General features: G+C 55.0%; 26 protein-coding genes and 1 riboswitch. Of the genes, 14 read left to right on the top strand and 12 right to left on the bottom strand.

All coding sequences use genetic code 11. The annotated features are described in order from the left end of the window. Positions 1–48: 48 nt before the first annotated feature. Together ACR0JX_RS15245 and ACR0JX_RS15240 are read right to left on the bottom strand one after the other, a co-directional pair. On the bottom strand, positions 49–1,128 hold the full coding sequence (locus tag ACR0JX_RS15245; protein ID WP_480544639.1) for an FAD-binding oxidoreductase: 1,080 nt from the start codon (positions 1,126–1,128) through the stop codon (positions 49–51). 5 nt (positions 1,129–1,133) lie between these two features. Beyond that, positions 1,134–2,357, bottom strand: coding sequence for an aromatic ring-hydroxylating oxygenase subunit alpha (locus tag ACR0JX_RS15240; protein WP_480544638.1), 1,224 nt, complete (start codon positions 2,355–2,357; stop codon positions 1,134–1,136). A 112-nt stretch (positions 2,358–2,469) separates the two neighbouring features. Further along, positions 2,470–2,673: riboswitch (cobalamin riboswitch) on the bottom strand. A gap of 221 nt (positions 2,674–2,894) precedes the next feature. Between ACR0JX_RS15240 and ACR0JX_RS15235 the strand changes: the two genes are divergently transcribed. After that, positions 2,895–4,022, top strand: a complete 1,128-nt coding sequence (locus tag ACR0JX_RS15235) for an aminotransferase (RefSeq protein WP_480544636.1) — start codon at positions 2,895–2,897, stop codon at positions 4,020–4,022. 183 nt (positions 4,023–4,205) lie between these two features. Continuing rightward, on the top strand, positions 4,206–5,369 hold the full coding sequence (locus ACR0JX_RS15230) for a helix-turn-helix domain-containing protein (RefSeq protein ID WP_480544635.1): 1,164 nt from the start codon (positions 4,206–4,208) through the stop codon (positions 5,367–5,369). Positions 5,370–5,437: 68 nt separating this feature from the next. Here ACR0JX_RS15230 and ACR0JX_RS15225 read toward each other — a convergent pair whose 3' ends face one another. Continuing rightward, positions 5,438–6,289, bottom strand: coding sequence for a MipA/OmpV family protein (locus ACR0JX_RS15225; RefSeq protein WP_480544634.1), 852 nt, complete (start codon positions 6,287–6,289; stop codon positions 5,438–5,440). Positions 6,290–6,577: 288 nt separating this feature from the next. Here ACR0JX_RS15225 and ACR0JX_RS15220 point away from each other — a divergent pair, with 288 nt between their 5' ends. Beyond that, the gene (locus ACR0JX_RS15220; RefSeq protein WP_480544633.1) at positions 6,578–7,150 is read left to right on the top strand and encodes a hypothetical protein; all 573 of its coding nucleotides are present in this window, start codon (positions 6,578–6,580) and stop codon (positions 7,148–7,150) included. Positions 7,151–7,187: 37 nt separating this feature from the next. On the opposite strand, the gene ACR0JX_RS15215 is transcribed toward ACR0JX_RS15220, so the two are convergent. Then, the gene (locus ACR0JX_RS15215; RefSeq protein ID WP_480544632.1) at positions 7,188–7,628 is read right to left on the bottom strand and encodes a hypothetical protein; all 441 of its coding nucleotides are present in this window, start codon (positions 7,626–7,628) and stop codon (positions 7,188–7,190) included. A gap of 120 nt (positions 7,629–7,748) precedes the next feature. Here ACR0JX_RS15215 and ACR0JX_RS15210 point away from each other — a divergent pair, with 120 nt between their 5' ends. Further along, positions 7,749–8,519 (top strand): helix-turn-helix domain-containing protein, encoded by a 771-nt coding sequence (locus ACR0JX_RS15210; protein WP_480544630.1) that lies wholly within the window; start codon positions 7,749–7,751, stop codon positions 8,517–8,519. A gap of 25 nt (positions 8,520–8,544) precedes the next feature. Here the strand turns inward: ACR0JX_RS15210 and ACR0JX_RS15205 are convergent, their stop codons facing one another. Then, positions 8,545–9,213 (bottom strand): winged helix-turn-helix transcriptional regulator, encoded by a 669-nt coding sequence (locus ACR0JX_RS15205; RefSeq protein WP_480544629.1) that lies wholly within the window; start codon positions 9,211–9,213, stop codon positions 8,545–8,547. Positions 9,214–9,296: 83 nt separating this feature from the next. Here ACR0JX_RS15205 and ACR0JX_RS15200 point away from each other — a divergent pair, with 83 nt between their 5' ends. From ACR0JX_RS15200 to ACR0JX_RS15185, 4 genes are all read left to right on the top strand, one after another. Further along, entirely contained in the window at positions 9,297–10,400 is a 1,104-nt protein-coding gene (locus ACR0JX_RS15200; RefSeq protein ID WP_480544628.1) for an NmrA family NAD(P)-binding protein, read from the top strand. A 1-nt stretch (position 10,401) separates the two neighbouring features. After that, positions 10,402–10,695: a DUF1330 domain-containing protein gene (locus tag ACR0JX_RS15195; protein ID WP_480544627.1), complete on the top strand. Its 294-nt coding sequence runs from the start codon at positions 10,402–10,404 to the stop codon at positions 10,693–10,695. A gap of 182 nt (positions 10,696–10,877) precedes the next feature. Beyond that, positions 10,878–11,138, top strand: a complete 261-nt coding sequence (locus ACR0JX_RS15190; RefSeq protein ID WP_480544626.1) for a VOC family protein — start codon at positions 10,878–10,880, stop codon at positions 11,136–11,138. 36 nt (positions 11,139–11,174) lie between these two features. Continuing rightward, positions 11,175–11,639: a GFA family protein gene (locus ACR0JX_RS15185; RefSeq protein ID WP_480544625.1), complete on the top strand. Its 465-nt coding sequence runs from the start codon at positions 11,175–11,177 to the stop codon at positions 11,637–11,639. Here ACR0JX_RS15185 and ACR0JX_RS15180 read toward each other — a convergent pair. Beyond that, positions 11,636–12,346 carry a helix-turn-helix transcriptional regulator gene (locus ACR0JX_RS15180; RefSeq protein ID WP_480544624.1) on the bottom strand — a complete coding sequence of 237 codons (711 nt, stop codon included), beginning with the start codon at positions 12,344–12,346 and terminating at the stop codon, positions 11,636–11,638. The two genes, ACR0JX_RS15185 and ACR0JX_RS15180, sit on opposite strands and share 4 nt — an antisense overlap. A gap of 108 nt (positions 12,347–12,454) precedes the next feature. Here ACR0JX_RS15180 and ACR0JX_RS15175 point away from each other — a divergent pair, with 108 nt between their 5' ends. After that, positions 12,455–12,880, top strand: coding sequence for a VOC family protein (locus ACR0JX_RS15175; protein ID WP_480544623.1), 426 nt, complete (start codon positions 12,455–12,457; stop codon positions 12,878–12,880). A 39-nt stretch (positions 12,881–12,919) separates the two neighbouring features. On the opposite strand, the gene ACR0JX_RS15170 is transcribed toward ACR0JX_RS15175, so the two are convergent. Both ACR0JX_RS15170 and betI read right to left on the bottom strand, forming a co-directional pair. Beyond that, a complete protein-coding gene (locus tag ACR0JX_RS15170; protein WP_480544622.1) occupies positions 12,920–14,719 on the bottom strand; it encodes a vanadium-dependent haloperoxidase in 1,800 nt (599 codons plus the stop codon). A 184-nt stretch (positions 14,720–14,903) separates the two neighbouring features. Beyond that, the gene (betI, locus tag ACR0JX_RS15165) at positions 14,904–15,488 is read right to left on the bottom strand and encodes a choline-binding transcriptional repressor BetI (RefSeq protein WP_480544621.1); all 585 of its coding nucleotides are present in this window, start codon (positions 15,486–15,488) and stop codon (positions 14,904–14,906) included. A gap of 113 nt (positions 15,489–15,601) precedes the next feature. Between betI and choX the strand changes: the two genes are divergently transcribed. From choX to betA, 5 genes are all read left to right on the top strand, one after another. Then, the gene (gene choX, locus ACR0JX_RS15160; RefSeq protein ID WP_480544620.1) at positions 15,602–16,519 is read left to right on the top strand and encodes a choline ABC transporter substrate-binding protein; all 918 of its coding nucleotides are present in this window, start codon (positions 15,602–15,604) and stop codon (positions 16,517–16,519) included. An 81-nt stretch (positions 16,520–16,600) separates the two neighbouring features. Continuing rightward, positions 16,601–17,431 (top strand): choline ABC transporter permease subunit, encoded by an 831-nt coding sequence (choW, locus tag ACR0JX_RS15155; RefSeq protein WP_480544619.1) that lies wholly within the window; start codon positions 16,601–16,603, stop codon positions 17,429–17,431. 2 nt (positions 17,432–17,433) lie between these two features. Next, positions 17,434–18,456 carry a choline ABC transporter ATP-binding protein gene (choV, locus tag ACR0JX_RS15150; protein ID WP_480544618.1) on the top strand — a complete coding sequence of 341 codons (1,023 nt, stop codon included), beginning with the start codon at positions 17,434–17,436 and terminating at the stop codon, positions 18,454–18,456. A 33-nt stretch (positions 18,457–18,489) separates the two neighbouring features. Beyond that, on the top strand, positions 18,490–19,941 hold the full coding sequence (gene betB, locus ACR0JX_RS15145) for a betaine-aldehyde dehydrogenase (RefSeq protein WP_480544617.1): 1,452 nt from the start codon (positions 18,490–18,492) through the stop codon (positions 19,939–19,941). 11 nt (positions 19,942–19,952) lie between these two features. Further along, a complete protein-coding gene (gene betA / locus ACR0JX_RS15140; protein WP_480544775.1) occupies positions 19,953–21,596 on the top strand; it encodes a choline dehydrogenase in 1,644 nt (547 codons plus the stop codon). A gap of 67 nt (positions 21,597–21,663) precedes the next feature. Here betA and ACR0JX_RS15135 read toward each other — a convergent pair whose 3' ends face one another. From ACR0JX_RS15135 to ACR0JX_RS15120, 4 genes are all read right to left on the bottom strand, one after another. Next, complete coding sequence (locus ACR0JX_RS15135) at positions 21,664–23,157, bottom strand: cryptochrome/photolyase family protein (protein WP_480544616.1); 1,494 nt, start codon at positions 23,155–23,157, stop codon at positions 21,664–21,666. A gap of 69 nt (positions 23,158–23,226) precedes the next feature. Beyond that, positions 23,227–24,120, bottom strand: a complete 894-nt coding sequence (locus ACR0JX_RS15130) for a metal ABC transporter substrate-binding protein (RefSeq protein ID WP_480544615.1) — start codon at positions 24,118–24,120, stop codon at positions 23,227–23,229. Between the two features lie 2 nt (positions 24,121–24,122). Then, positions 24,123–24,458: a hypothetical protein gene (locus tag ACR0JX_RS15125; RefSeq protein WP_480544614.1), complete on the bottom strand. Its 336-nt coding sequence runs from the start codon at positions 24,456–24,458 to the stop codon at positions 24,123–24,125. Further along, positions 24,455–25,225, bottom strand: a complete 771-nt coding sequence (locus ACR0JX_RS15120) for a DUF4198 domain-containing protein (RefSeq protein ID WP_480544613.1) — start codon at positions 25,223–25,225, stop codon at positions 24,455–24,457. Before ACR0JX_RS15120 ends, ACR0JX_RS15125 begins: the two co-directional genes overlap by 4 nt. Between the last annotated feature and the right edge of the window lie 8 nt (positions 25,226–25,233).

The raw sequence follows: 25,233 nt of genomic DNA, 5'->3' as shown, positions 1-25,233 counted from the left end.
ACCGAATAAACAAACTGCCCCGGGGCGCATCCCGGGGCGGTTTTGAGACTAAACCTCTACTTCTACCTTACCGATCGGGTTGGAACAGCAGGCAAGAATGTAACCGGCTTCGATATCGTCTTCGGATATCCCACCATTGTGAACCATATGCACCTCACCTGCTGTTTTTCTAACCTTGCAGGTCCCGCAAACGCCGAACGTACAGCCCGAGGGGATGTTCAACCCAACCGACCGTGCAGCGACCAGAACCGTGTCGGTTTCGGCAACTTTGGCAGTCACGCCGGAGCTTGCGAACACAATCTCAGCCTTGCTGTCATCATCTGGGATAACATCATCCAGCTCTGGCTGATCGGCCTCGGTTTCAACCGGGGCACCAAAGCTTTCCTGATGATAGTTGTCCATATCATAGCCCAGCCCGACCAGAGCATCGCGTACCGCCTGCATGAACGGTTCCGGGCCGCAGCAATAGACTTCACGCTCCAAATAGTCAGGCGCCATCAGGCCCAGCATCAACTGGTTGAACTGCCCCTGATACCCCGTCCAAGGGCGATAGCGATCGGGCTCTTCAACAACGAATTTCAGATCTAGGCCAGGGGTTCGGCTGGCCATGTGTTCCAGCCGCTGGCGAAAGATGATCTCGGACGGTCGCTTGGCGCAGTTGATAAAGACAATATCCAGATCACGCCCCTCATCCCACATGCAGGTGGTCATCGACATCATCGGCGTGATCCCGGACCCAGCAGAGATGAACAGATATTTGCCAGCGGTGCTTTCAACATTCGAAAACAACCCGGCTGGTCCGATGGCTTTGATCCGCATGCCGGGTTGCAGGTTGTCCAGCATCCAGCGCGTTCCAATACTGTCGGGCTGGGCCTTGGCAGTGATGGTGATCGACCGTGGCCGCGAGGGAGAAGAAGAGATCGTGTAAGTGCGATGCACAATCCCACCCGGCTGTCCAGGAGCCGGGATTTCAAGGGTCAGAAACTGCCCTGGATGGTACGCAAACATCGAGCCGGATGGAGCGCGAAAGGTGAAACTGGCAGTGTTGGCCAACTCGGGCACGACCGAGACGCATTCCAGTGTTTCGCTGTCCTGCCAGATATTCGCAACCGCGTTGAGATCTTTCATCACCGTTACTCCGCCGCGATTGTTTCTAGGGCCGTCCGACCGGCCAACGTGTTGCAATACCAATCCACGAATTGCAGCACACCAGATTCCTGCGTCGGCGAATACGGGCCAGGCAGATAGGCCGGGCTGTTGATACCCAACTGATTATCCTCGACCACCTGACGGTCTTCGTCATTGGTGGCAATCCAGACCTCGGTCAGACGTTTCAGATCGTAATCGACCCCTTCAACGGCATCCTTGTGAACCAGCCATTTGGTTGTGACCTCGGTTTCAATCGGGCTGATTGGTGTGACGCGGAACACGATGGAATGATCAGCCAGAAAGTGGTTCCAGGTTGTTGGGTAGTGAAATTTCAACAACGCCCCTGCATCCGCAAAAGGCGACCGGCCAAGCCAGCGCCGCACGGCGGATTTCCCATCCATCGTATAGCTTTGCGCCCCTTCTTTCAGAGGCATCCGGGCCATACGAAATTGCCCGTCATCATGCAGGTAGAATTGCGAGGGCATCCCGGCGGCTTCGCACCTGTCAAAATGGGCTTGCATATGCAGCGGCGTCTCACCCCCTTCGATCCCTGTGACTGCAGGATCATCAGGGAATGTGCGGCATAGCGCGGGATGGTTGCCACCGCAGTGGTAACACTCGCGGTTATTTTCCCAAACCAGCTTCCAGTTGCCTTTCTCAACAATCGAACTTTCAAAAGCCACTTTGGCGTTGCCCAAATCATGCGGCTCCAGATAAGGGCGCGCGGTATTGGCAAACATGTCGAAATCTGGGGCGTTGTCCGCAAGACAGATGTAAACCAACCCGGCAAGCTCACGGCAATGGACGGTCTTCAACCCATGCTGTTTCGGATCGAAATCCGGCCCCATATCGCGCGCCCACAGCAATGAACCATCGAGCTCGTAGGTCCATTGGTGATAGGGGCAAACCAGCTTAGGCGCATTGCCTTTTGCAGCCTTGCAGATGATCGAACCACGGTGGCGGCAGGTGTTGTGAAATGCCCTGATTTGGTTGTCGGCACCACGCACAATGACAACGCGGTAGGCACCCACAGTATAGGTTACGTAGTCCCCTGCTTTCACCAGCTCGCAGGCCGGAATGGCAAACAGCCAATCGCGATAGTGGATGGCTTCAAGATCGGCCTGAAATACCTGGGGGTCTGTATAAAACGCCTGCTCGAGCGCGTGATCAGGGATGCGACGTGCCAACAGGCTTTGAATGCTGTTCATTTCTGGCTCTCCTGCCGCGCCCCGCGGCATTGCTTGGGCAGATGACAAGGAGGAACCGTCCGGAGGCGCGCGAGGATCACGTCCGAAACATGTGCCCCCACCGCCACCCGCGGTTTGACATATCTGCAAGGCTGGTTTCCGGACTTGAAAGGGGCTTGCGCCCGGTTGCGACACCTTCCCGGGATCCTCGTCCCAGTGGTTGATTGCCGAACCTGACCTTCCTTACCGTTGCGGGGGCAGTGCCGGAATTTCACCGGCTTCCCAATTCTCCGCTGTCTGAGACTCAAACAACGGCACCTCACATGCACAGGATAGAGTCGCGCGGTTCTTATGCTGAGAGACTTGCGACATTTTCAGTTTCAAAACAGACATCTCGATGTTCGGGTCGGATCCGGGTTTGTGCAGTAAAACCCCTGGATACATTTCAGGCACAAACCCGCAATCTTCCGCTTGGCTGGTTTGGCGGTATAAGACATCTTCATAACCGTGCGTCCGTTGCGTGCCATCGCCCCAAATGCTGAAAGTAGGAGAGCCCCAATGGAAATCAGACCGTTTGGTGTTGAGATGTGGATGAATGAGTTCGAGACGACCTGCGAACTCAATCTGGCTGAGACCTGCGTTCAATCCATCACGCTGGGCGAACTGTTCGACATGGCGGGTCAGCACAATAGCATTCTGAATGATCTGTCATCCATGAAGATGACCTATGGCGAAATAGAAGGATCAGAACGCCTGCGCGATGCGATCTGTGGCCTGTATGACAGTCAGGGCCGTGATAATATCCTAACAACGCACGGAACCATCGGCGCGAACTCTCTGGTGCATCAGACGCTGGTTTCGCGTGGTGATCACGTGATCTCTGTAATCCCGACCTATCAGCAACACTATTCCATCCCCGAAAGCATCGGTGCCGAAATCGAACTGCTGCACTTACGGCCTGAAAACGCCTTTTTGCCCGATCTGGACGAGTTGCGGGCGATGGTGCGATCCGATACGCGCCTGATTGCGATCAACAATCCCAACAACCCGACAGGGTCGCTGATGGATCGCACATTGCTGGAACAAATCGTCGAAATCGCACGTGGTGTCGATGCCTGGTTGCTTTGTGACGAGGTCTATCGCGGAACAGATCAGACAGGCGACGGCTTCACCGCCGCAGTCGCAGACCTGTACGAAAAAGGGATCAGCACGGCAGGCATGTCCAAGGCCTATTCGCTGGCCGGGTTACGGGTTGGCTGGATCGCCGGACCCAAAGAGTTGCTGCATGACGTGATGATCCACCGGGACTACAACACGATATCGGTCGGCAAGATCGACGAAATGCTAGCCGCCATGGCGCTGGAACATCGCGACAAGATACTGGCGCGGGCGCACCGGATCACTCGCGAAAACTTGCGGATCGTTCAGGATTGGATCGTAAACGAACCGCTGCTTAGCTGGGTGCCGCCAAAATCCGGCACTACGGCCTTGTTGAAATACGAACTACCAATGTCTTCGCGCGATCTATGCGTGACGCTGTTGCAAGAAGAAGGTGTGATGCTGACGCCGGGCAGCGCAATGGACATGGAGGGCTGGCTGCGGCTTGGATACACCAACCCAACCGAAGATTTGAAAGCCGGGCTGGCCCGGTTCTCGCAGTTTCTGGCACGCCACGCCAAGTCGTAGCGCGCCGAACGGCCGCGCAAGAATATAGATTAAACCTGTCTAACGCAGTCTCAAACGTCCTGTCCGATCAAAAGAGACGACAAATCCCATGAAATTGGTAGATGTCAGATCGCATGCTGTAGAGGGCATGAAGAGGCTGCAGCGCAAGACCATCCGTGGTCGATTTTCAGAGAGTAAGTAATATTGGAATCCGCCACCCAATTCGTTGATACCGCCTTTATCGGGCTCTGCCTGTTTTGTGCTAACCTGCTGTTTCTACGAAAGCGCGATACCGGTGTGTTCATGCCACTGGCCGCGCTGTTTCTTATACAAGGCCTGTCCTCTCTTGGCGCTTTGATCGCCGACGCGTCGGGAAGTGAGGACGAGTTCAATCTTGTGATGCGCGTTAGCGTGCTTGTCGTTCTGTTTGATTTCGCAAGCCCCTTTCTTTTCTGGCTTTATGTCCGCGCCTTGACCAGCGAAGCGGATGAAGCGCCCAAGCCTAGGCTGCGGTATCACCTACCCCCGATCATCATATCCGGGCTGCTCATGTCATCGCTGATGTTTCTGCCAACGGATCTGAGCGATGTTGACCTACCTGAGGACGATCCCCGGTTGTTGCGGTTTGTGTTGATCGCCTTGGCGGTTTTGACCGCTGACGTACTGTTTCGGATCATAATGGCCGTTTACCTGATCCTGATCATCCGCATGTTGATGACCTACCGAAAACGGTTGCGCGAAGTGTTTGCAAGCACCGAAAACCGAGAGCTGACTTGGGTTTGGGTGATCACTTTGGCAGCGATGTCATTTTGGTTTCTGTCGGCTGCTGTCAGCATACTTACAGTGTCCGAGGCCGTCGGGTTCGAGGTGCAAGACGAGCTGCTTGATTTCCTAGAAAGCCTTGCCCTGCTGTTTCTATTCTGGGTCATTGGCATATGGGGCCTACGCCAACGTCCCGGCCTGACCCGAACACCTGTCTCCGACCCGCCGGACCCGGATGAGCCATCCGAGCGCAAATACAAGAAATCTGCCCTTGACGAAGAACGCGCCGCGCGGATTGCGAAGAAAATCGAAACGGCGATGAGACAGGACCTGCTCTACCGCGAACCGAATCTTAGCTTGTGGGATCTGGCCAAGCATATCGGCGTTACATCGCATTATGTTTCGCAAACGTTGAATGCCAAACTGAACAGCACGTTCTTCGACTATATCAACCGATGGCGGATCAATGACGCAATCGAGCAATTGACCTCGACCGACGAGACCATTCTGAACATCGCGTATGATGTTGGCTTCAATTCGCGCTCAGCCTTCTACAAGGCTTTTAAGCGCGAGACTGGGGAAACGCCTTCTGACGTACGCAACTAGTCTGGGAAGCAACTGAACCAGCACAATCACCGCGCTGGCTCAGTCGACGAGGTATCGTCTGTCAGGTCTTAAAACTGGTAGGCGATTGACACGACGGCTGCATAGTTTCCTTTGGATTTCACAATCGGGCTGTCCGCCGCGTCTCCCAGCAGGCGCGAATAGGCCAATAGGCCGGTGACACCCCAGCTTCTGCCGATCTGTTTGCTGACGCCAAGTTCGACATTCAGCGCATTTACACCGGACTCCGCCCGGTATTGGCGCAGACCTGAACGGGCAGATTGGGCTGAGGTCACACCAAAGAAACTCTGGTTATAGTCCTCATCCGCCCAATCGACAGAGACCCCGCCTATCAGAACAACGCCGTTTTGGCTGGTTTCATCGCTGTAAGACCGACCTGTGGGGGCCAGCGCACCACGGATCACGCCAAACGGCACCTGCGTTTGCAGACCCAGTGACACAACAGTACCTTCCGAGCCACCCAGAAACTTCCTGACATCCGCCGTCGCAGTCAGGCTTTGACCCAGATCGAACTGAGTACCCAGCGACAGCACAGCGCTATTGTCGATATCGCCCAGTCCTTTCAGATCGTCGCTATCGTCTTCGTCCCGTCCGCCGCTATAGCCAACAGCCGCAGACACACGAAACCCATTCTGATCGTACAGAAAGGCGCCCAGCCCTTGATCCGAGATTACAAACCTGTCTCGCCAGACGCCTTCAAAAGTGACCAGCGGTGCCAGTTCATACTCATCCGATCCTTGATATTCGGGGACCAATCCACCGCCTGCCCCGATGTAAAATGCCCAGTCTTTGTCCGAAGCTGATAAGGTATTGGCAACCTGGGCGGATAGTGGCGTGCTGCTCAGCACAACGCCAAATCCAATTGCGGCAAACCTTCCGCAACTACGAGAATTCAATGTCATGAATTTCCTCAATCTTCTTACTGTTTTGATGACGGTCAGGCACCGTCGGGCGTGTGACTGACAAGGCGTTTCGACATGCACCCCATCACGGGCGCATCGGCAAAACGCCCTGATCAGACGCAGCACCAAACTATCCTTCATCCGATTAAATGCCGTCCCGTCCGGTCGAACGGGACATCCCGAACTGTTCTCGCCGATGGGTCGAGACGCTTAAAACATGTTGTTCGGCTTAGCTTTTCCCCACCACCGCGTGATTGCGCAGGGGCCATGAAACAAAGGAGTAGAAACGTGCAACATAAGCACAGAAAACGCATTTTCATTCAAAGACGTTACAAATCCGGTCGTGTTCTGGATACGGACACCAAAAAAGCCCTGCTGCTGTTGCTTGCAATGCTGCTGGCTTTTGGCATCGCCTCGGCGCAAAAGGCCTTGGCTGCTGATATCCGGCCCAAAGATGGTGTCTGGCAAGGCGCAACAACCGTTCGTCAGGTCAACGGCTGCACACCTGAGATTCAGCAAGAGATCAAAAGCGGGCCCCAGACCGAAATCCTGTATCACGACTCGATGACCTTTAAGGCCCCGTTCGATTTCAAACAGTTTAACCGCGTGCTGGATGCAGATGTGCGCTGGACCAAACAAGGCCCAAATCAGTGGCACGGCACAGTGGTCGAAACCGAGCGTACTATGTTCGGTGCAGTAACCAGCACCACTGAGCTGAAGACCCTTGTCGCCAGTGACACACGGATCAATCAAACCGCCGTCATGACCGTTTCATTTTCGCGCCGGCTGGCAGAAAAACTTGGGGTTTCCACGCCGTGCGTCGTTGATATCGATATCACCCACCGGCATCTGGGCCCATGAAACAGAACGTTCATGAGGCCCTCGGCTGGAAACGCCCTTAGTTGGCTTTTGCTGTCGATGCACCCTTTGAGGCGAAACGGTCCAGAAACGGAATGGTGAACATCCCCAGGAACACCAGGTTGCCGATCAGATTGAACGGCGCGCCCGCCAGCACAGACCCCAGGCTGTCGACGCAGAACCATGTCCAGATCGATAGAAGGATGACCCGTTTTGAGAATGCAGGCGCAATGCGCATCCCCTCGCCCGCGAGCGCCCAGAGCAGGATACCCCAACCGACCATGATCCCCCCGCCGATCGCGCTGAGCAGTCTTGCCCCCTCGGACGTAAGTCTCTGCGCGCCATCGAGCGGCCAAAAGATCAGATCGCCCAAAAAGGTTGGCACCGCAGCCATGGCGGGATGGGCCCCCATCCAGATGACGCCGCCGAACAAAATCACCAACCCGGCCCCGGTCTTCAAAAGCTTCTCTTGCAGGTCCATGGCATGTCCTTTCTTTTTAATCGATGATTGAGATCTAAGTCTGCACAGGTAATGTAAGCAATTACCTGCCAGGTAAGGATTGTGATTTAGGTGGCGCACAGTCGTGAAGGAGGACAGTTTTTGGCACAGTTCGGTTCGCTGCTGAAAGGCTGGCGCAGCACCCGTGGGCTAAGCCAGCTGCAACTGGCAGGTCTCGCGGATGTTTCAGCGCGTCATATTTCGTTTCTGGAAACCGGTCGCGCCCGACCCAGCCGCGATATGGTTCTGCACCTGTCCGAGGTTCTGGATGTCCCTAGACCCGAGCGAAATCGCCTGTTGTACGGGGCCGGGTTTGCCGCCCTCTATAGGCAGGAAGCCCCCGACAGCGCCTTGCTGAAACCCATCAATGATGCAATCACACATCTTCTGTCCAGACACGATCCCTACCCCGCGATTGTTCTGGACGGGCTTTGGCGATTGCGGCATCTCAATACAGCGGCAAGAGCGTTGTTGAAGGTTGCTGGACTGTCCGAGGGCGATAGCTTGCTTAAAGCAATTTGCGACCCGGATTGGGGGCCCAGCATTATCGAAAACTGGGGAGAGGTTGGCCATCATACGATGGTCCGCCTACGTTCCGAGAGTTTACAGGCCGGCGGAGTATCCGAACTGGACGAAGCCGTCGCGCGGTTGGCCGCCGATCCGGCCATTGCAGCCTGGCGACCTACCGGACCGTTGCCACCTGTGATCCCCACAATATATCGAGCTGGTGGCTTGCGCCTCAGCCTGTTTTCCACCTTTTCCCAGTTTCGCACCGCAGAAGACATTGTGGTCGCCGATCTGAATATCGAGCTGATGTTTCCAGTAGATGAAGAAACGCGCGACGCTTTGAATGCATTCGCTGCTGCTAGCTGACTGCGGGGTATGATCTACTAGCGGACTAAGCATGTTGCTGAAACACGCCCAGAATCAAACTCATAAGCTCTAGCAAAGCCTGATCCTTTCCGGTTGTGTTTACTTCAATCGTGGAATGGTCGGTTAGAAATGATTGCCGTGTCATTTCACCTTCTGACAGCGCCAGCAAAGAGGCATAGCTGGTGTGCAGCACGACATCAGGGTTTGTTGCTGCTGCATAAGATACACTTGCAGATCCGTCTGAGGCCTTCAGTTCAAACGCCTCGCCATCCACAAGAAGGCTTGCCACCACACTCAGATCCCCGGCGCGAACACGTTGCGCGGCAGCATTGAGCGTTACTGCGACTGTACGCAGGTTTCCGGGACGGACAATTTCGCCCGTATTGGGAAACAGTGCACCAAACATTGCCAGCTCGAAAATCAGGTTGCCTGTTCGGCGCCCTAAATCTGTCAGTTCATACAGCATCGCACCATGGGGGCCATCGCGTCTGGCAACCAGCCCATCTGCGACCAGCTTGGCAAGCCGATCGGTCAGCAGGTTAGCAGCGATCCCGCTGAGCCCGCTTTGCAGATCGGTAAATCGCGCTGGACCGGCATGCAGGTCACGCAAGATCAACAACGTCCATCTGTCACCTACGCGATCCAATCCGCGTGCGATTGGACAGAGCAGTTTATACGAGCGTGGCTTAGCCATTGCCTACCTCACGATTTCGTTACTTTATTTTTTAAAGTGACCGCTTTATTCCCTTAACCATCGAATGGAATGGAGTCGATGCAATGTCAACACAGCCCAGGATTTTGGTGACAAGTGCTGCTGGAAAAACCGGCCTGCCCGTAGCCCTTCAATTGCTTACCAAGGGTGTCCGCGTCCGCGCCTTTGTGCGTTCCAGAGATCATCGCGCAGATCGCCTGAAAGCGGCTGGCGCTGAGGTTTTCGTTGGTAATCAGTATGATATGAGCGATTTGCGCACAGCCATGCAAGGTGTGCAACGCGCCTATCAATGTGCCCCGACCGCTCCTAACGGATTACACTTCAATGCTGCCTTCACTGCGGCAGCCTTTGAAGCCAAGATCGAGCATGTGGTCACACTTGGGCAATGGCTTTCAAGCGTTGATCATCCATCTCTGTTCACGCGCGAGGTGTATATCAGCGACATACTGATTGGCATGCGCCCAGAAATGAGCGTGACCACGATCAATCCGGGATGGTTTGCGGACAACTATCTTATGGGTGTTGGGCTGGCAGCCCATCTCGGGATACTCGCGATGCCGTTGGGCGACGGAGAGACCTGCAAAAACGCCCCGCCCTCGAACGAGGATATTGCGCGTGTCGCTGTTGCTGCCTTGTTGGATCCAGAAACACATAGTGGTCAAACCTATCGACCCACGGGGCCCGAGCTGATCTCTCCAAACCAGATTGCTAATGACATTGGTGAAGCACTTGGGCGTCGCGTGCGGTACATGGATATCTCGGAACGAATGATGCTGAAAGCGCTCAAAGCGATGCCCCCGTCAAATTACTCCGAAGCCGCGGCCTCGCAGCTCGCTCTTTATTGCGAAGAATACAGGCGAGGAACTTTTGCTGTGAACGCGCCAACGGACGCTGTCGCACGGTTAGGTGGACGAGAGCCTGAGAGTTTTTTGACCATCGCAAAGCGAACAGTCGCTGCACGCCCGGATTTGCTCCGCAGCACATCACGTACAATCGCGGCAATGGGCGGCTTTGTCAGAATGTTGCTCACCCAGCCACCCGATCTGGACCAGGTTGCGAATGACCGTGATTTTGTTTCGATCGCAATCCCTAAATTCAGTCAGGACGACCCCGCCTGGCGCCGCACCCATGCCGTTTCCAATGTTCTAAGCTCCAGAGAGGTCGCCTGACATGACTGCACTAATGATATCGACCATCAAAGTAACCGATCCTGCCGGATTTCGGGACTATATGGCCAAGACTCAAGAGATCGCCCGCCCATACGGCGCCAAAGCCCTGTTCAAAGGGATGCGGAGTGCCACACTCAACGGTACGGATACCGAGGGTGACATGGTCGTTGTTGTTAGCTTCCCTGACATCGAAACCTTGGAACGGTGGAATACCTCGGACGAGTACAAGAAGATCGTAGCCCTGCGAGATACCAGTTCCAGTCAGGTGATGACGGCCTATAGTGCTTTTGAATGATACACGGTCCCACCCTTTAATGGGTGGGATCAAATCCATTTAGATTGAACTATTTGCATAAGGTCCTTTTGATGAAACGAGCTTTTACCAACATCCTGACCCATGATGTCGCTGCGACGGCCGCGTTCTAGGAAGATCTGCTTGGCCTGACACGCAGCGGTGATTTTGGATGGTTCATCATTTTGTCCGATGATGGTCTGCCCGGATTCGAGCTGGGCATTCTTGACAAAGATCACGAGTCGGTTCCAGAATTTCTGGCGTGGCCGCCCGCTGGTGCGATCCTCACCTTCGTCGTCGACGACGTCGAGGAGTTGTATCGCAAAGCCATTGCAAACGGGGCCGAGATTATCCAGCCCCCGACCGATCTGTTCTACGGCCAGCGACGCCTGATGTTGCGCGACCCCACCGGAACAGCCGTGGATATCAGCTCTCCCATTCGCTAGCGGGCACCCTCACCCTAGAAAAAGGAACCGTTTGATATGGGCATTCCAAAACCCCCATATACTGGCCAGTGTCTTTGCGGCGCAGTGCGTGTAAACATCACGGCCCCGCCCCTGCTGACAGTGGCTTGCCATTGCGCCGACTGCCAGAAACTCACCGCCAGCGCATTTTCGTTGACCACGATGTTTCCGCGCGACAGCTTTGAATGCACCGGCGCGCTGGTAACAGGCGGGCGACACTCGGCTGAGCGACGGCATTTCTACTGCCGTTCCTGCCTTTGCTTTGTCTATTCCGAGGTCGGCCAAACAGACCGGATCAACCTGCGCACATCCGTGTTGGACGAGGCAGACAAGTTTGAACCTTTTCTTGAGGTTATGCGCGAAGACAAGTTGGAATGGTCCAACACTCCCTCTGTCCATCGCTACGACAGGTATCCGACCAGCCCCGAAGAGTTGCAGGCATTGATGTCAGCATACTCGACCTGGTGCACACCCGGTGGCTAACTGCTTGACCCCAGGGTGTACCGCTTGCGCTCAGCCTCCATCGCTGCGCGCCATTCGGCCCGCAAGAGGTCCATCCGACGAGGGACTTTGTCCGACAAAATCTGTCCTTGAACGATCAGTTCGGTTCTGAAGTATCGAAACCTCTCTCGAAGTTCGCACCAAGCTGCAATGATCCGGCCCGCGTCCCGATAGCCCAGTAGGATCGGCCAGATCACCCGGTCCGTCAGAGTATTCTTGCTGTCACGATAGGTCAGCGAAATCTTCGCTCGTTGCCGAATGGCCTTGCGAATGTCAGCCGCTGACAAGACCTCTGACACAGGATCAACGGGCGCGACGCTTAGGATGGGGGCAGCAAACGACGCCTCGAACCGTGCCGGGCTGACCGTTTCGATCTTTGACAACAACTTTTCCGCAGCCAGCGCCAGCTCTGGCTCGCCACGCGTTCGCACCCATTGCGCGCCAAGAATTGCCGCTTCAATCTCGTCCGAAGTCAGCATTAGAGGCGGCATGTGAAAGCCCGCCTCCAGCACATAGCCAACGCCTGCTTCGCCTTGAATTGGTACGCCCTGGGCCATCAGGGCAGCGATGTCGCGATAGATGGTTCTTTTGGTCACGCCAAGCTCAGCGCCAATCGCCTGACCCGAGATCGGAACCTTAGCTCGTCGCAGAATTTCAATGATCTCAAACAGCCTGTCACCGCGTCTCATTCCACTCTCCTTGTGGGGTAAGATATCCATGCTGACACCATGGTGACAATATGCTGTCAGCAGAGGGTGTGTAGATATCAGATCAGACCTGATACAGGAGATAAATGAATGAAGCACATCCTATCTATGACACTTGCAATGCTCTGTGCGGGCAGCGGTGGTTCAGCTGCACAAGACGTGGCGCTCTTGGCCATGGGTGTTTATGTGCACACCGATGACATGCAAAAATCCGAAACGTTCTATCGCACGCTATTCGCGCGGGATCCGATGATCCAACTAGAGGGGTTTGTCGCCTTCGATATATCGGGCGGTTGGTTTGCGATCGTGTCACGCAATAAATACGCGCCTGACGCCCAAGCAGGCACCGGCGCGGTCCCGTATATTCGTTCAGGCAACTTAAGCACGCTACGTACCCGCATTCAAAACACAGGCGCTGAGGCACCCGAGATTATTGAAGAACCAGGCATACATTTGCTCAAGACCACTGACCCAAACGGCCAACTTGTTGAGTTTTTTCAACTTATCGGCCAATGAAACAGTGCCCCCGAAAAAAACGGGGGCACCTTCTTCTGGTTACCGGTTTCCAATCCGGCGCACCGGACCGTCGAACGTGGGAACCGACAGGACAAAGGGATCAGTCGGGTAGCAGATCGCCTGTTCCTCGAGCATGGCAATCGCGATTTCTTCACCCATGCGCAGGCTGTCATAGTAGTCAGAGTAATAATGCACACCGGCCATATTGCGCCCGATTGAGATATTAGCGGCAAGCTTGTTCAGCTCACCTTCCAGGTTCAGTGGGCACTTGACCACCTTGCGGTCAAGCTTATCACAGCCTTTCTTCGGCGTTGTATATTCGCTCGCCTCAGAAATAGAACGGTAGAACCCGTCCTTGCCACAATTACAGCTATCGCGATCAGCGTTTTTGCCCAGAACTGTGCTGGTGTCAAAATAGGCTTTCAGCACTGTTACACAGGCGCCCGCAACGGTCGCATGCCCGGCACCATAAGCGGGATGCATCGGAGAACCTTCACCGAAGGCCATAGGCAGCAAAAAGTTACCTTTGTTGAATTGCTTTGGCTGCCTTGGGTTACCGTGTGCGATCTTGTCGAGGGTCGATTTACCATCGCGCCCTTTGTTCGACATCAGATCATCACACATCTTGCTGAAAGCCCCGCAAAGACTGGGGTGATATTGCTCGATCACGTCGGCCTTCGCGAGCCGCGCGGCCAATGCTTCAGGGCGCAGACGCAGATGGTTATTGAACTTTTGGAACCGAACCGCTTTCAGCGCGCGTGTCGCCACTTCGGTCACCAGAGTCAGAATATGCGGACCACCATATAGGGCAAACCCGCCCGCATTCTGTGGCTGACCCGAACTAGGATCATAGACATCGCGCATGCCCGAGAGATTTGCAAACCCCGGATCAAACGGCGTGCCCATTCCCAGCAGGATTAGACAAGCATTTAGATAGGCCTGATAGAGCGCGTCGTAGTGCACATACGTAGCCAGATCGCGCGGTGTTTTTATGAAGCAGCGCTTCTTCTCGCTAAAATCCTGACCAGCGCCACACATATTGACGTCATAGCCCTGTTGAACATCAAGCCACTCTTTCCATGTCTTCATGTAGTCATCGCCTTTTGCGGCAACCAAAACACGCTGGTCTACCTGCTGAGCACCAAAGCTGATCAATCCGTCCTCTAGATCAACGGATCCAGCCTGATCGCGGGTACCAATCAACATGAGCTGTGACAGGTACGGTCCCTTATCACAGCCTGGAGACGAACCTCTGAAGGCAGTTTGAGCATCCAGCGTTGTTGTTGTCGCACTCGTGCGACCTCTGCCACCTGGGAAACCGGCTTGGGCAAAATCAAGCGCATTCAGCCGCGCAACGGAGTTGGACAGCTGAGCACCACCGGTTTGAAACTGTGAAAATGACACATCGCGCAAAATGGCCAACTCGTAGACTTCGGCCATTTCAAAGGTCAGCTCGTCGCTACAGAGTTCGGGCGCCGGCGGCATAGTTACGGCCTGCGCATCGGGTCCTTCAAGGTCGTAGACCACTCCGGCGGTCGGTGCTTCCCACTTTCTGCGCCCCTTTCCCCTAGGCGGGGTCGGTACAGGAACCCGGGATGTGAACGGCTCGATCCAGCCTTCATCAATGGCCTGACGAAACGCTTCGAAATGCCCTTTGTCATCGACAAGCCCGGTCGCAGAGTTATGATTAAGCCCTTTGGTAAAACTCATCGGATAATGTGCAGTGGCGTATCTCTGCTCGTCGCCATTGGCGGTATGGTCTGGATGCACCCGGTCACGCGCCATGCGTGCAGCGGAAACCCGGCCTTCAAATGCGGCCTCTCGGCGGTTGACTGCCATGTCTAACACTCCTTTAAAACAAAAATTTTAAATTGAATTGGTCTTAGAACGCTGACGCGAAAATAACGTCACCGCGTGCCGGTCTTTATCACAGAGCGCTTTTGTACGCCGTGAAACAGATCACATTCGCCTATAGATTGGCAGTTCACCTACCGGGAAATAACCGTATCAGGCACAGATGATGTTATGCGGAAGTGGCTGAAAGGCTCTGACGCAGAAAGCCTAAGGCAATATCGGTTGCGTCATCCGGGCTGAGGTTGCCGCCCTTGAACGACAATCGAATGTAGAGCCCATCAATCAACGATGCCAGCGCCACCGCAACCTCTTCAGCCCGCGTGCCGACAAGTGGTTTCAGATTGCTTTTCAGATTGGATTGCAGCCTGTGATAGTAGATATGCAACAGGCGTTCAGTGTCTTTGGAATATTGCGCCTGCACATAGAAGCTCAGCCAGGCATTGGTGATCCCCGGACGGAAGTTCTGGCTGGAAAAACACGATATAACAATGGCTTCCAGGCGCTGTTCAGGCGACTGTGATCGCGCTAACCCTTTGCGTACATCGGCCCCAAAGATCGTCAGAATACGCCGCATGGCCGAGATCAAGATCTGTTCCTTGCTGCCAAAATAATGATGCGCCAACCCGCTGGACACTCCGGCAACATCCGCGATCTTTGCAACCGTAATATCGGTTGATCCGGTCCGACCAATCTCGGCAATGGCGGCTTCGATGATCTCGTTTTTGCGTATGTCTTTGATTTTTGTTCTTGGCATATCCAGCGCCTAGTTCATCATAGAAACAGGGTCAAATAAATTGATTATTGACTAATGAATCAATTTTTTGATTATACGTCAACAAATATACAAGAAACCAACGGGAGAACATGATGTCTTTTAAAGTGACTGCAACGGCGCTGGCGGCGCTTCTGAGCGCAAACGCAGCTTATGCCGCCTGCGACAAGGTTACATTTTCGGATGTGGGATGGACAGACATCACCGCGACCACAGCGACGACCACAACCATTCTTGAAGCGCTGGGTTATGAGACGGATGTCAAAGTCCTGTCCGTGCCGGTGACTTACAAATCGCTCGAACTGGGGGATGTGGATGTCTTCCTGGGCAACTGGATGCCCACGATGGAGGCCGACATCGCCCCTTACCGCGAAGCTGGTACTGTCGACACCGTGCGGGCCAACCTGAAAGGCACTCAGTACACCCTGGCCACCAATGCGGCGGGTCGTGATCTGGGAATTGCCACCTTCGCCGACATTGCCACACATGCCGACGCTCTGGATGGGACCATCTACGGGATCGAGCCGGGCAATGACGGTAACCGCATTGTTCTGGACCTGATTGCCGAAGACAAGTTTGGTCTATCCGCGATGAACCTGGTCGAAAGCTCGGAACAGGGCATGCTGGCGCAAGCATCGCGCATCGACGGCCGTGGCAAACCCGTGGTGTTCCTGGGCTGGGCACCGCACCCGATGAACTCGAATATGGAGCTAACCTACCTGACGGGCGGTGAGGAATGGTTCGGCGCCGAGGGCGACGTCTATACCAACACCCGCAGTGACTATGTCACCGAATGCCCCAACGTTGGCGCGTTGCTGACCAATCTTGAGTTCACGCTGCCGATGGAAAACGAAATCATGGCGGCCATTCTGGAAGATGGTCAAGATCCGGCAGACGCGGCCAAGGCCTGGCTCGCAGGCAATATGGACACTGTTGAGGTTTGGCTGGACGGGGTCACAACACTGGATGGCGGTGACGCGAATGCCGCGGTCAAAAGCGCTCTGGGTCTCTGATCTCAGCTGAAAACCAACTCTGTCTCCGGCCCTTATTTCTCCGTGGGGGTCGGAGATTTTTTGTGATGCGAAAGGGAAACCATGGATTGGCTAGAGGGTTCGAAAATCCCGGTCGGGAAGTTTCTCGAACAGATTTTTTTGTGGGTGCAGAACAAGGGTGCATTCTTCTTTGACGCCCTGGCAGCGGGCCTCGAGGCGCTGATTGACGGTATTTTGTGGGTTCTTCAAACCCCCAACCCGCTGATTACGGTGCTTGCATTTACCGCAATTTCCTATCTTTTGCAGCGCAATTGGAAGACCAGTTTGTTGGTGTTTCTATCCTTCCTGTTTGTGATCAACCAAGGCTATTGGGAAGAAACCACCGAAAGCCTGACGCTGGTTTTGTCGGCCTGTGTCGTCTGCATGTCAATCGGCGTGCCAATTGGAATTGCCGCAGCCCATCGCCCGCGATTTTTCAGCTTTTTGCGGCCAGTTTTGGACCTGATGCAGACACTTCCAACCTTTGTCTATCTGATCCCTGCGATCGTCTTCTTTGGCATCGGCATGGTGCCCGGACTGATTGCGACGGTTATCTTCGTTCTGCCCGCTCCGATCCGCCTGACCCATCTGGGCGTGTCGTCCACACCCGAATCGCTGCTCGAGGCCGTAGATGCCTTTGGCGCGACCCCGTTTCAGAAGCTGGTCAAAGTTGAAATCCCGTGGGCCTTTCCGCAAATCATGGCTGGCTTGAATCAGACCATCATGCTGTCACTGTCGATGGTCGTTATCGCGGCTCTGGTAGGGGCCAGCGGTCTGGGGGTTCCGGTTGTACGTGCCTTGAACCAGGTCAACACGGCGCTTGGGTTCGAAAGCGGCTTGGTCATCGTGGTCATCGCCATCGCGCTTGACCGCATGCTGAGAATGGAGCGCTGACCATGACAACCGCAGTCAAGTTCGACAATGTCTCGATTGTGTTTGGAGACAATCCTAAACGCGCCTTGCCCGAGATGGATCAGGGCAAAGACCGCGCCGAAATCCGCGATCTGACGGGTCAGGTTCTGGGGGTCCATGATTGCTCGCTGACGGTGGATGAGGGCGAGATTCTCGTCCTGATGGGCCTGTCCGGTTCCGGCAAATCAACTCTGCTGCGCAGTGTGAATGGCCTGAACCCCGTGGTGCGCGGCGATGTGCAATTGCGCCATCAAGGATCACTGGTCAACGTAAACCGCGCAGATGCGTCCACCCTGCGATCCATCCGTCAAAGCAGCGTTGCGATGGTGTTTCAGCAATTCGGCCTGCTGCCCTGGCGCAGCGTCCGTGAAAATGTCGGCCTTGGGCTGGAACTGAGCGGCGCGCCGCAAAAAGAGACCATCGAGCGCGTGGACCGACAACTGGAGCTTGTTGGTCTGTCCGAATGGGCCGATCTGAAGGTTTCAGAACTGTCGGGTGGCATGCAGCAACGCGTTGGGCTGGCGCGTGCCTTTGTCACCGAGGCGCCGATCCTGTTGATGGACGAGCCGTTTTCAGCCTTGGACCCGCTAATCCGCAACCATCTGCAAAATGAGTTGCTGGAACTTCAGCGCAAACTCAAACGCACAATCATCTTTGTCAGCCACGATCTGGACGAAGCCTTCAAGCTGGGCGACAAAATCGCCATCCTCGAAGGTGGGCGCATCGTGCAAAGCGGAACACCAAAGGAAATCTATACGGACCCCGCGAATGAGTATGTGACGGAATTTGTCAATCACATGAATCCTCTGGGCGTACTGACTGCCGAAGATGTCATGGGGCCACCCGGTCAGGCGGAAGGGCGCGAGATTCCGGCAGAAATGGCCGTCAAAGACGTCATGTCAATTCTGCCCGATGACGGAACGCCTTTGATCGTTATGCGCGACGGATCGCGCCTGGGCGAGATTTCGAACACCTCACTGGTCAAAAACCTGTCCGAGCGGTGCTGAGCAACAGCCCCGATGACATAACGGAATATCAAGATGGACTTTCAACCAAAGGCCAGCCATTTCGTGAATGGCGCCTATATCGAGGATGCAAACGGAACTCCGATTTCCTGCGTCTTCCCGGCAAATGGCGAAGAAATCGCCCGCCTGCATTCGGCCACACCCGAGATTGTCGAGCTTGCCGTCAAAACGGCGCGCGCAGCGCAGATTGAGTGGGCCAAACAAACCGGTACCGAGCGGGGCCGGGTTCTGCGACGCGCCGCAGATCTGATCCGCGCGCGCAATCATGATCTGTCCTGGTTGGAGACCCATGACACGGGCAAACCGCTGCAGGAGACGATCTGCGCCGATGCAACCTCGGGCGCGGATGCACTGGAGTATTTCGGCGGGCTTGCCGCTAGCCTGACCGGCGAACATATCCCGCTGGGTGAAGATTGGGCCTATACAAAACGCGTCCCTCTGGGCGTGTGTGCCGGCATCGGAGCGTGGAACTATCCCACTCAGATCGCGTGCTGGAAAGGGGCCCCTGCCCTGGCCTGTGGAAACGCGATGGTCTTCAAGCCGTCCGAATTCACGCCGCTGAGCGCATTGAAAATTGCCGAGATTCTGATTGAGGCAGGTGCGCCTGCCGGTCTGTTCAACGTCATACAAGGCTATGGCGATGTGGGCGCTGCGCTGACCCAGCATCCTGATATTCATAAGGTCTCACTGACGGGGTCGGCTGCGACCGGAGCCAAGGTCTATGCCTCGGCGGCAGCGGGCATGAAACATGTGACGATGGAGCTGGGCGGCAAGTCTCCTTTGATCGTATTTGACGATGCGTCGCTTGAAGACGCGGTTGGCGGCGCGCTGCTGGGCAACTTCTATTCGACCGGCCAGGTCTGTTCGAATGGAACACGTGTCTTTGTACAATCCGGGATCAAGGACCGATTTCTGGAGCGCCTGATCGAGCGCACATCAAAGATCATCATCGGCGATCCAAGGGACGAGGAAACCCAGATGGGTCCAATGGTATCGGCCCGCCAGCTTGAGATCGTCGAAGGCTACATCGCCAAAGGCAAAGCAGAAGGCGCAACCCTCGCTTATGGCGGCGCACAGATCGACAGAGATGGGTTCTTTATTGAACCGGTCATCTTCTCGGGTGTGCAAGATGACATGACCATCGCGCGGGAAGAGATTTTCGGCCCGGTCATGTCGATACTTGAGTTCGAAACCGAAGACGAGATGATCACCCGTGCTAACGACACCGAATTGGGGCTGGCAGCGGGTGTGTTCACTTCGGACCTGACGCGCGCGCATCGGGTGATTGACCGCTTGGATGCGGGCACCTGTTTCATCAACTCCTACAACGACGCACCCGTCGAGATACCCTTTGGCGGAATGAAGAAATCGGGCGTTGGGCGCGAGAACTCGAAGGCTGCAATCGAGCACTACAGCCAACTCAAGACGGTTTTTGTGCGCATGACACCGGTTGAGGCTCCGTACTGATCATGACCAAGCTGAATGCAGATTACATCATCGTCGGCGCAGGCTCTGCCGGGTGTGCGATGGCCTATCGGCTGTCAGAAAATGGCAAACATTCGGTTCTGGTGATCGAATTTGGCGGCTCGGATGTGGGGCCGTTTATTCAAATGCCCGCGGCGCTGTCCTACCCGATGAACATGCCCCTATACGATTGGGGGTTCCAAAGCGAACCGGAACCACAGTTGAACAACCGACGTTTGGCGACGCCACGCGGCAAGGTCATCGGTGGGTCGTCGTCAATCAACGGGATGGTCTATGTGCGCGGTCACGCGCTGGACTATGACCATTGGCAGGATGTCGGTGCTGATGGCTGGGCCTACAAGAACGTGCTTCCCTATTTCAAACGGATGGAAACCTGGAACAGCGCCGGGCACGGGGGCGACCCGATGTGGCGAGGTACGGACGGGCCGCTTCATGTAACGCGCGGCCCGCGAAAAAACCCGTTGTTTCACGCCTTTGTCGAGGCTGGTCATCAGGCCGGATACGAGTTAACCGAGGACTATAACGGCGAAAAGCAAGAGGGCTTTGGCCCGATGGAGCAGACCGTCTACAAAGGTCGGCGTTGGTCTGCTGCGAACGCCTATCTGCGACCGGCTTTGAAACGCGAGAACTGCCAGCTTGTGCGCGCCTTTGCCAAACGGATCGTGATCGAAAACGGCCGCGCGACTGGTGTCGAAGTGGTCGACGGATCAAAGACCGAGGTTCTGCATGCAAACCGAGAGGTGATTGTTGCGGCCTCGTCCATCAACTCTCCGAAACTGCTGATGCTGTCCGGCATTGGGCCAGCCGCGCATCTGAAACAGCATGGGATCGAGGTCGTCGCCGACCGACCCGGGGTTGGGCAGAACCTACAGGATCATCTGGAACTCTATATCCAGATGGCCAGCAAGCAGCCGATCACACTGTACAAACACTGGAACCTGTTCTCCAAGGCAGTGATCGGGGCGCAATGGCTGTTTTTCAAAAAGGGTCTTGGGGCGTCGAACCAGTTTGAATCGGCCGCGTTTTTGCGGTCTGACCCGTCAAAAACCTACCCGGATGTGCAGTATCACTTCTTGCCCATGGCAGTACGGTATGACGGTAAAGCCGCTGCCGAAGGTCATGGGTTTCAGGCCCATGTCGGCCCCATGCGGTCGCCGTCGCGCGGGTCGATTCAGCTGCAATCGGCGGACCCGTTGGCTGCGCCAGAAATCCGGTTCAACTACATGAGCACCGAACAGGACTGGATCGATTTCCGCAGATGCATCCGCATGACCCGCGAGATTTTCGCGCAGGATGCGTTCAAACCCTTTGTGAAATCTGAAATCCAGCCCGGCGCGGCGCTGCAATCCGATAACGATCTGGACGGTTTCATCCGCGAACATGCCGAAAGCGCTTATCACCCTTGCGGCACCTGCAAGATGGGCCGGGCGGACGACAAAACAGCCGTGGTGGACCCAGAATGCCGCGTCATCGGTGTGGACGGGCTACGCGTTGCCGACAGCTCGATCTTTCCGCGTATTACCAACGGGAACCTGAACGCACCCTCGATCATGGTGGGGGAAAAAGCGTCTGATCACATTCTGGGCCAAACGCCCCTTCCGCCCTCAAATGCCAAGCCATGGTTGCACACGAGTTGAAAGCCAGAATGCGCACGCCGACATCGGAACGCATAGAATGGGTGGTAGAAGCGAAGTTAAGACTGGATCAGCATAGGCGCGCAAGAAAGGCATCCGCAGTCGCAACGTATCGATTTCTTCTCTCTGGCTTCATTCGAGCCGCAGTTCGGCACATCATAGCCCAGCGTGGATTTCGCCCGAGATTGTCCTGATGCTTGATTATGAACCGCCAATACAGGGCATCCCAGGCCTCTGACCAAGGCCCTTTGGCCCAATGGCTCATTTTGCGGATGTAGTTTGAGCCACAGAAATAAGGTTTGGTCGTGATAAGCCCGCCATCTGCGTGTTGGCTCATAGCATATGTATTTGGGACCATGACCCAATCGTAGCTGTCCAAGAACATCTCCATGAACCAGCGGTACACGTCGTCTGGATCAATTTCACACAGAAACATAAACCCACCCAAAACCATCAGCCGTTCAATGTGATGGCAATATCCGGTGTGAAGAACCCTCGTGATGGTATCGTCGATTGGGCCTATCCCTGTTGTGCCATCATAAAACGCTGTCGGCATCCTTCGGCTGTGTCCCCAATGGTTGGTCGTCCGCATACGTACGCCAAGGTCTTCATAAGTGGCACGCATAAACTCTCGCCAACCAATGATCTGACGGACAAAACCTTCTATGGAATTGAGCGGAACGTCTCGGAATTGCGCATAATCAACCGTTGCGTCGATTACTTGTTTTGGGGTTAACAACCCGATGTTTAGCGCGGGCGTCAGGACCGCGTGCCAGAGCCAGCTTTCGCCTTCGACAATTGCATCTTCATAGTCGCCGAACCGATCAAAACGGCGCTCGAGAAATTGGTTCAACCAAATCTCGGCGGCCATATGAGATGTCGGGTAATACAGCCTGTCCAGTGAACCATAAGCGTTTGGAAAATCTGCGTTTATACTATCCCTTGCAGCGTGATCCAGCGCGCCATGTTCCGGCCAGTCGATCCCAGGTAAACAGCCCAGAAGGGCTTTGGGAACTTTCTTGCGGTTGTCGTGGTCAAAGCTCCATTGTCCACCGATTGGTTCATCGCCATCCATCAAAACACCCAGTCGGCGCCGCTGATGCTTATAGAAGTCGGCCATGAACCAGCGTTTGTGACCACTTCGCCAAATTTCATTGTCTGCCTTAGTATTCAGAAAACCGGGAGATGGACGAATTTCAAGCGTGATACCCGCATGAAGCGCGGCCTTTTGCAGGCGCTTCTCTGCAATGAAATCTACCGGGTCAGCCATCACAACCGAACTGACACCGTCCTGCGACAGCCCGTGGAACAAGAGACCGCACGCATCTGTTCGCATTTCATAAGAAAAGATTTCGGCATTCAGGCCTTTATCCAGCAGGTTGCGGTGGTATCGGGACATGCTTGCACGATGCAACCAAAGCTTTTGCTTGTGCATCTTTGCCGGGTACTGCGCGTCGCCAAAGAACAGGGGATCCTCAAACAAGATCACACGCGTCGAAGCGTCGACTAATCCGGGGTGATCGGCATAAAGCTGATTGGGAAGAATGAGTGTCGCCGCGGTCAATCCATATCTCCAAGCTAGAAAGTCATTAGGCCTAGCTCGCGCACATCTGCACAGGCGCAGAAAGGCGTGTCAGTTCGCCAATGCCGTCGATAGGGCAAGAACCGAATCTTCGTAGCTGTTTACGAAATCTGCACCCTCCGGCCTATGGACAAGAGGTGGGAAGACCACATTCTGCATCCCCAGCTCTTCCACAGCTCTCAACGCTGCCATTGGTGGATCTGCTTCCCAGATCAATACCTCTGCACTTGTCTGTTGTTTGAGATCAAGCAATTCGGCCAATTGCTCCGAATTTGGAGCGGCCCCAGCCTCCCACTCAAGCGATGCGATTTCCAGACCGTAGCGGCGACCGAAATACTGATACCTTGGATGCGTCGCGATCAGAGTGACATTTGTGCCGCCCGCAAGCAGCGATTGGGCTGTTTGATCCAACGCCAGCAATTCAGCGCGGAGTGTATCGAGCCGGGCAGCAATCTCTTCAGGCGGGGCAAGCGCACGCTGAGTTGCGGCCTTCGCAATTGCCTCCGCCTGAGTAATCGCCAAAGTTGGGTCAAGCCAGATGTAGGATGCTAATCCCTCATGCGAGTGTTCTCCACCCTCACCATGGCTGTGGGTGATACTTTCAATAGCGATGAAGCGGTCCTCAAGCGCGGCAGAGGTGTTGACCAACCGGGATCGCGGCAGAGACACGCGATCAATCCAAGTGGCAAAGGCGGCACCGTTCAGCAGGATCAGGTCTGCCGATTGCATCATGCTGATATCGGCGATAGAGGGCCGCCAAAACGAAGGATCGACATCCGCAGGTACGGGAAACACCACATCTGCGGCATCCTCTAAAAGGCGCTCGGCGAAATACTGCAACGGGTAGTTAACTGCTACAATTTTTGACCGTTCTTGTGCAGTCGCAAACGTGGCCATCAGCAGGCCCAGAACCATCAGCGCACCACACGTGAGCATCCTTTTCATGATCAACTCCCGCATTTCCGCGCGATATCTTCGGGCGTGACAATCCAGTAGTTATCGTGGCCTCCGGTATCAACCTCGATCACCAGACCGGTTGAATGATCAACACTGCTGAGGGGGATATGCGCCATGCCATCACTGTCAACCGAAAGGGTCTGCAGCAAAGCATTCTGACCATCCAGTACGCGCACCTCACCTTTTTGGGCGGGTTTTCCGTTCGAAAACTTCGCTTCAACCGTCACCATTTTGCAATCGACCGAGGCGAAAACGACAAGTTTGTGTGCAGCCGCGGCGAAGGGGGCAGCGGCGCATAGGGCGGCTAAACCAAGTGTTCGGATCACTGACCTGTCCATTCCTCGAAATGCACCCAAAGAACTGCGCCCAGTTCGACAGCCTTGTCTTCACCATCCTGAGGCAAGGTATAGTCCGCCGTATTGAGCGCAGCAAAACCCCACCAACCGTCGGATGGCGCCGCATAGGTAAAGACACCATCTGCGTCTGCCTTAACTGTCTGCGTGATCATCAACTCATCCGGCGCGGTTGCACCGGCGCCATTGTTGAAGAACTCTACCTCAACTTCGGCATAAGGTACGGGCGTGCCATCCATCTTGACGATACCCTGAAAGACATTGTGCTCCCACAGACCAAACGGTTTAGACAGGGGCACAATCTCGGTCTTGAGACCAAGCTCCGCATCCCAACCCTCATCATCTCCGTAAGCCGTTACATAGGTTTTGGTGTAGTGAATAATGAAAGCATCTTCAGCGGGTTCCCAGTAAGGTTTGGGCTCCATCGCAAAGATGTAAGTGCCCGGGCGTTCAAGCGGAAAATCGAGCGTATATCCCTGTTCATCCATAACAGTGGCACCCTCAAGGCTGCTCAGTATGTCTGATGTTTGCCCTTCATGGGTGACGGTAAAGGCTGCAGGTTTTTCCAGTGTCATCCCGTCCAGTTCAAACGGATGTGAGAAGGACATGGTCAAGGATAAGCTGCGACCATCTTCCTGACTGATCATCGGATCATTCGGGATGATCATTCCGTAATGCGCAAGCGCAGGTGTGACAGCAACGCTGCCTGACAATGCCGCCAGAAGAATATGCTGTTTCATAGTCTTTC

This window comes from Ruegeria sp. AH7, assembly GCF_056541325.1.
Note: the sequence above shows the minus strand (reverse complement) of the source record. Positions and strands in the feature narration are given on the sequence as shown.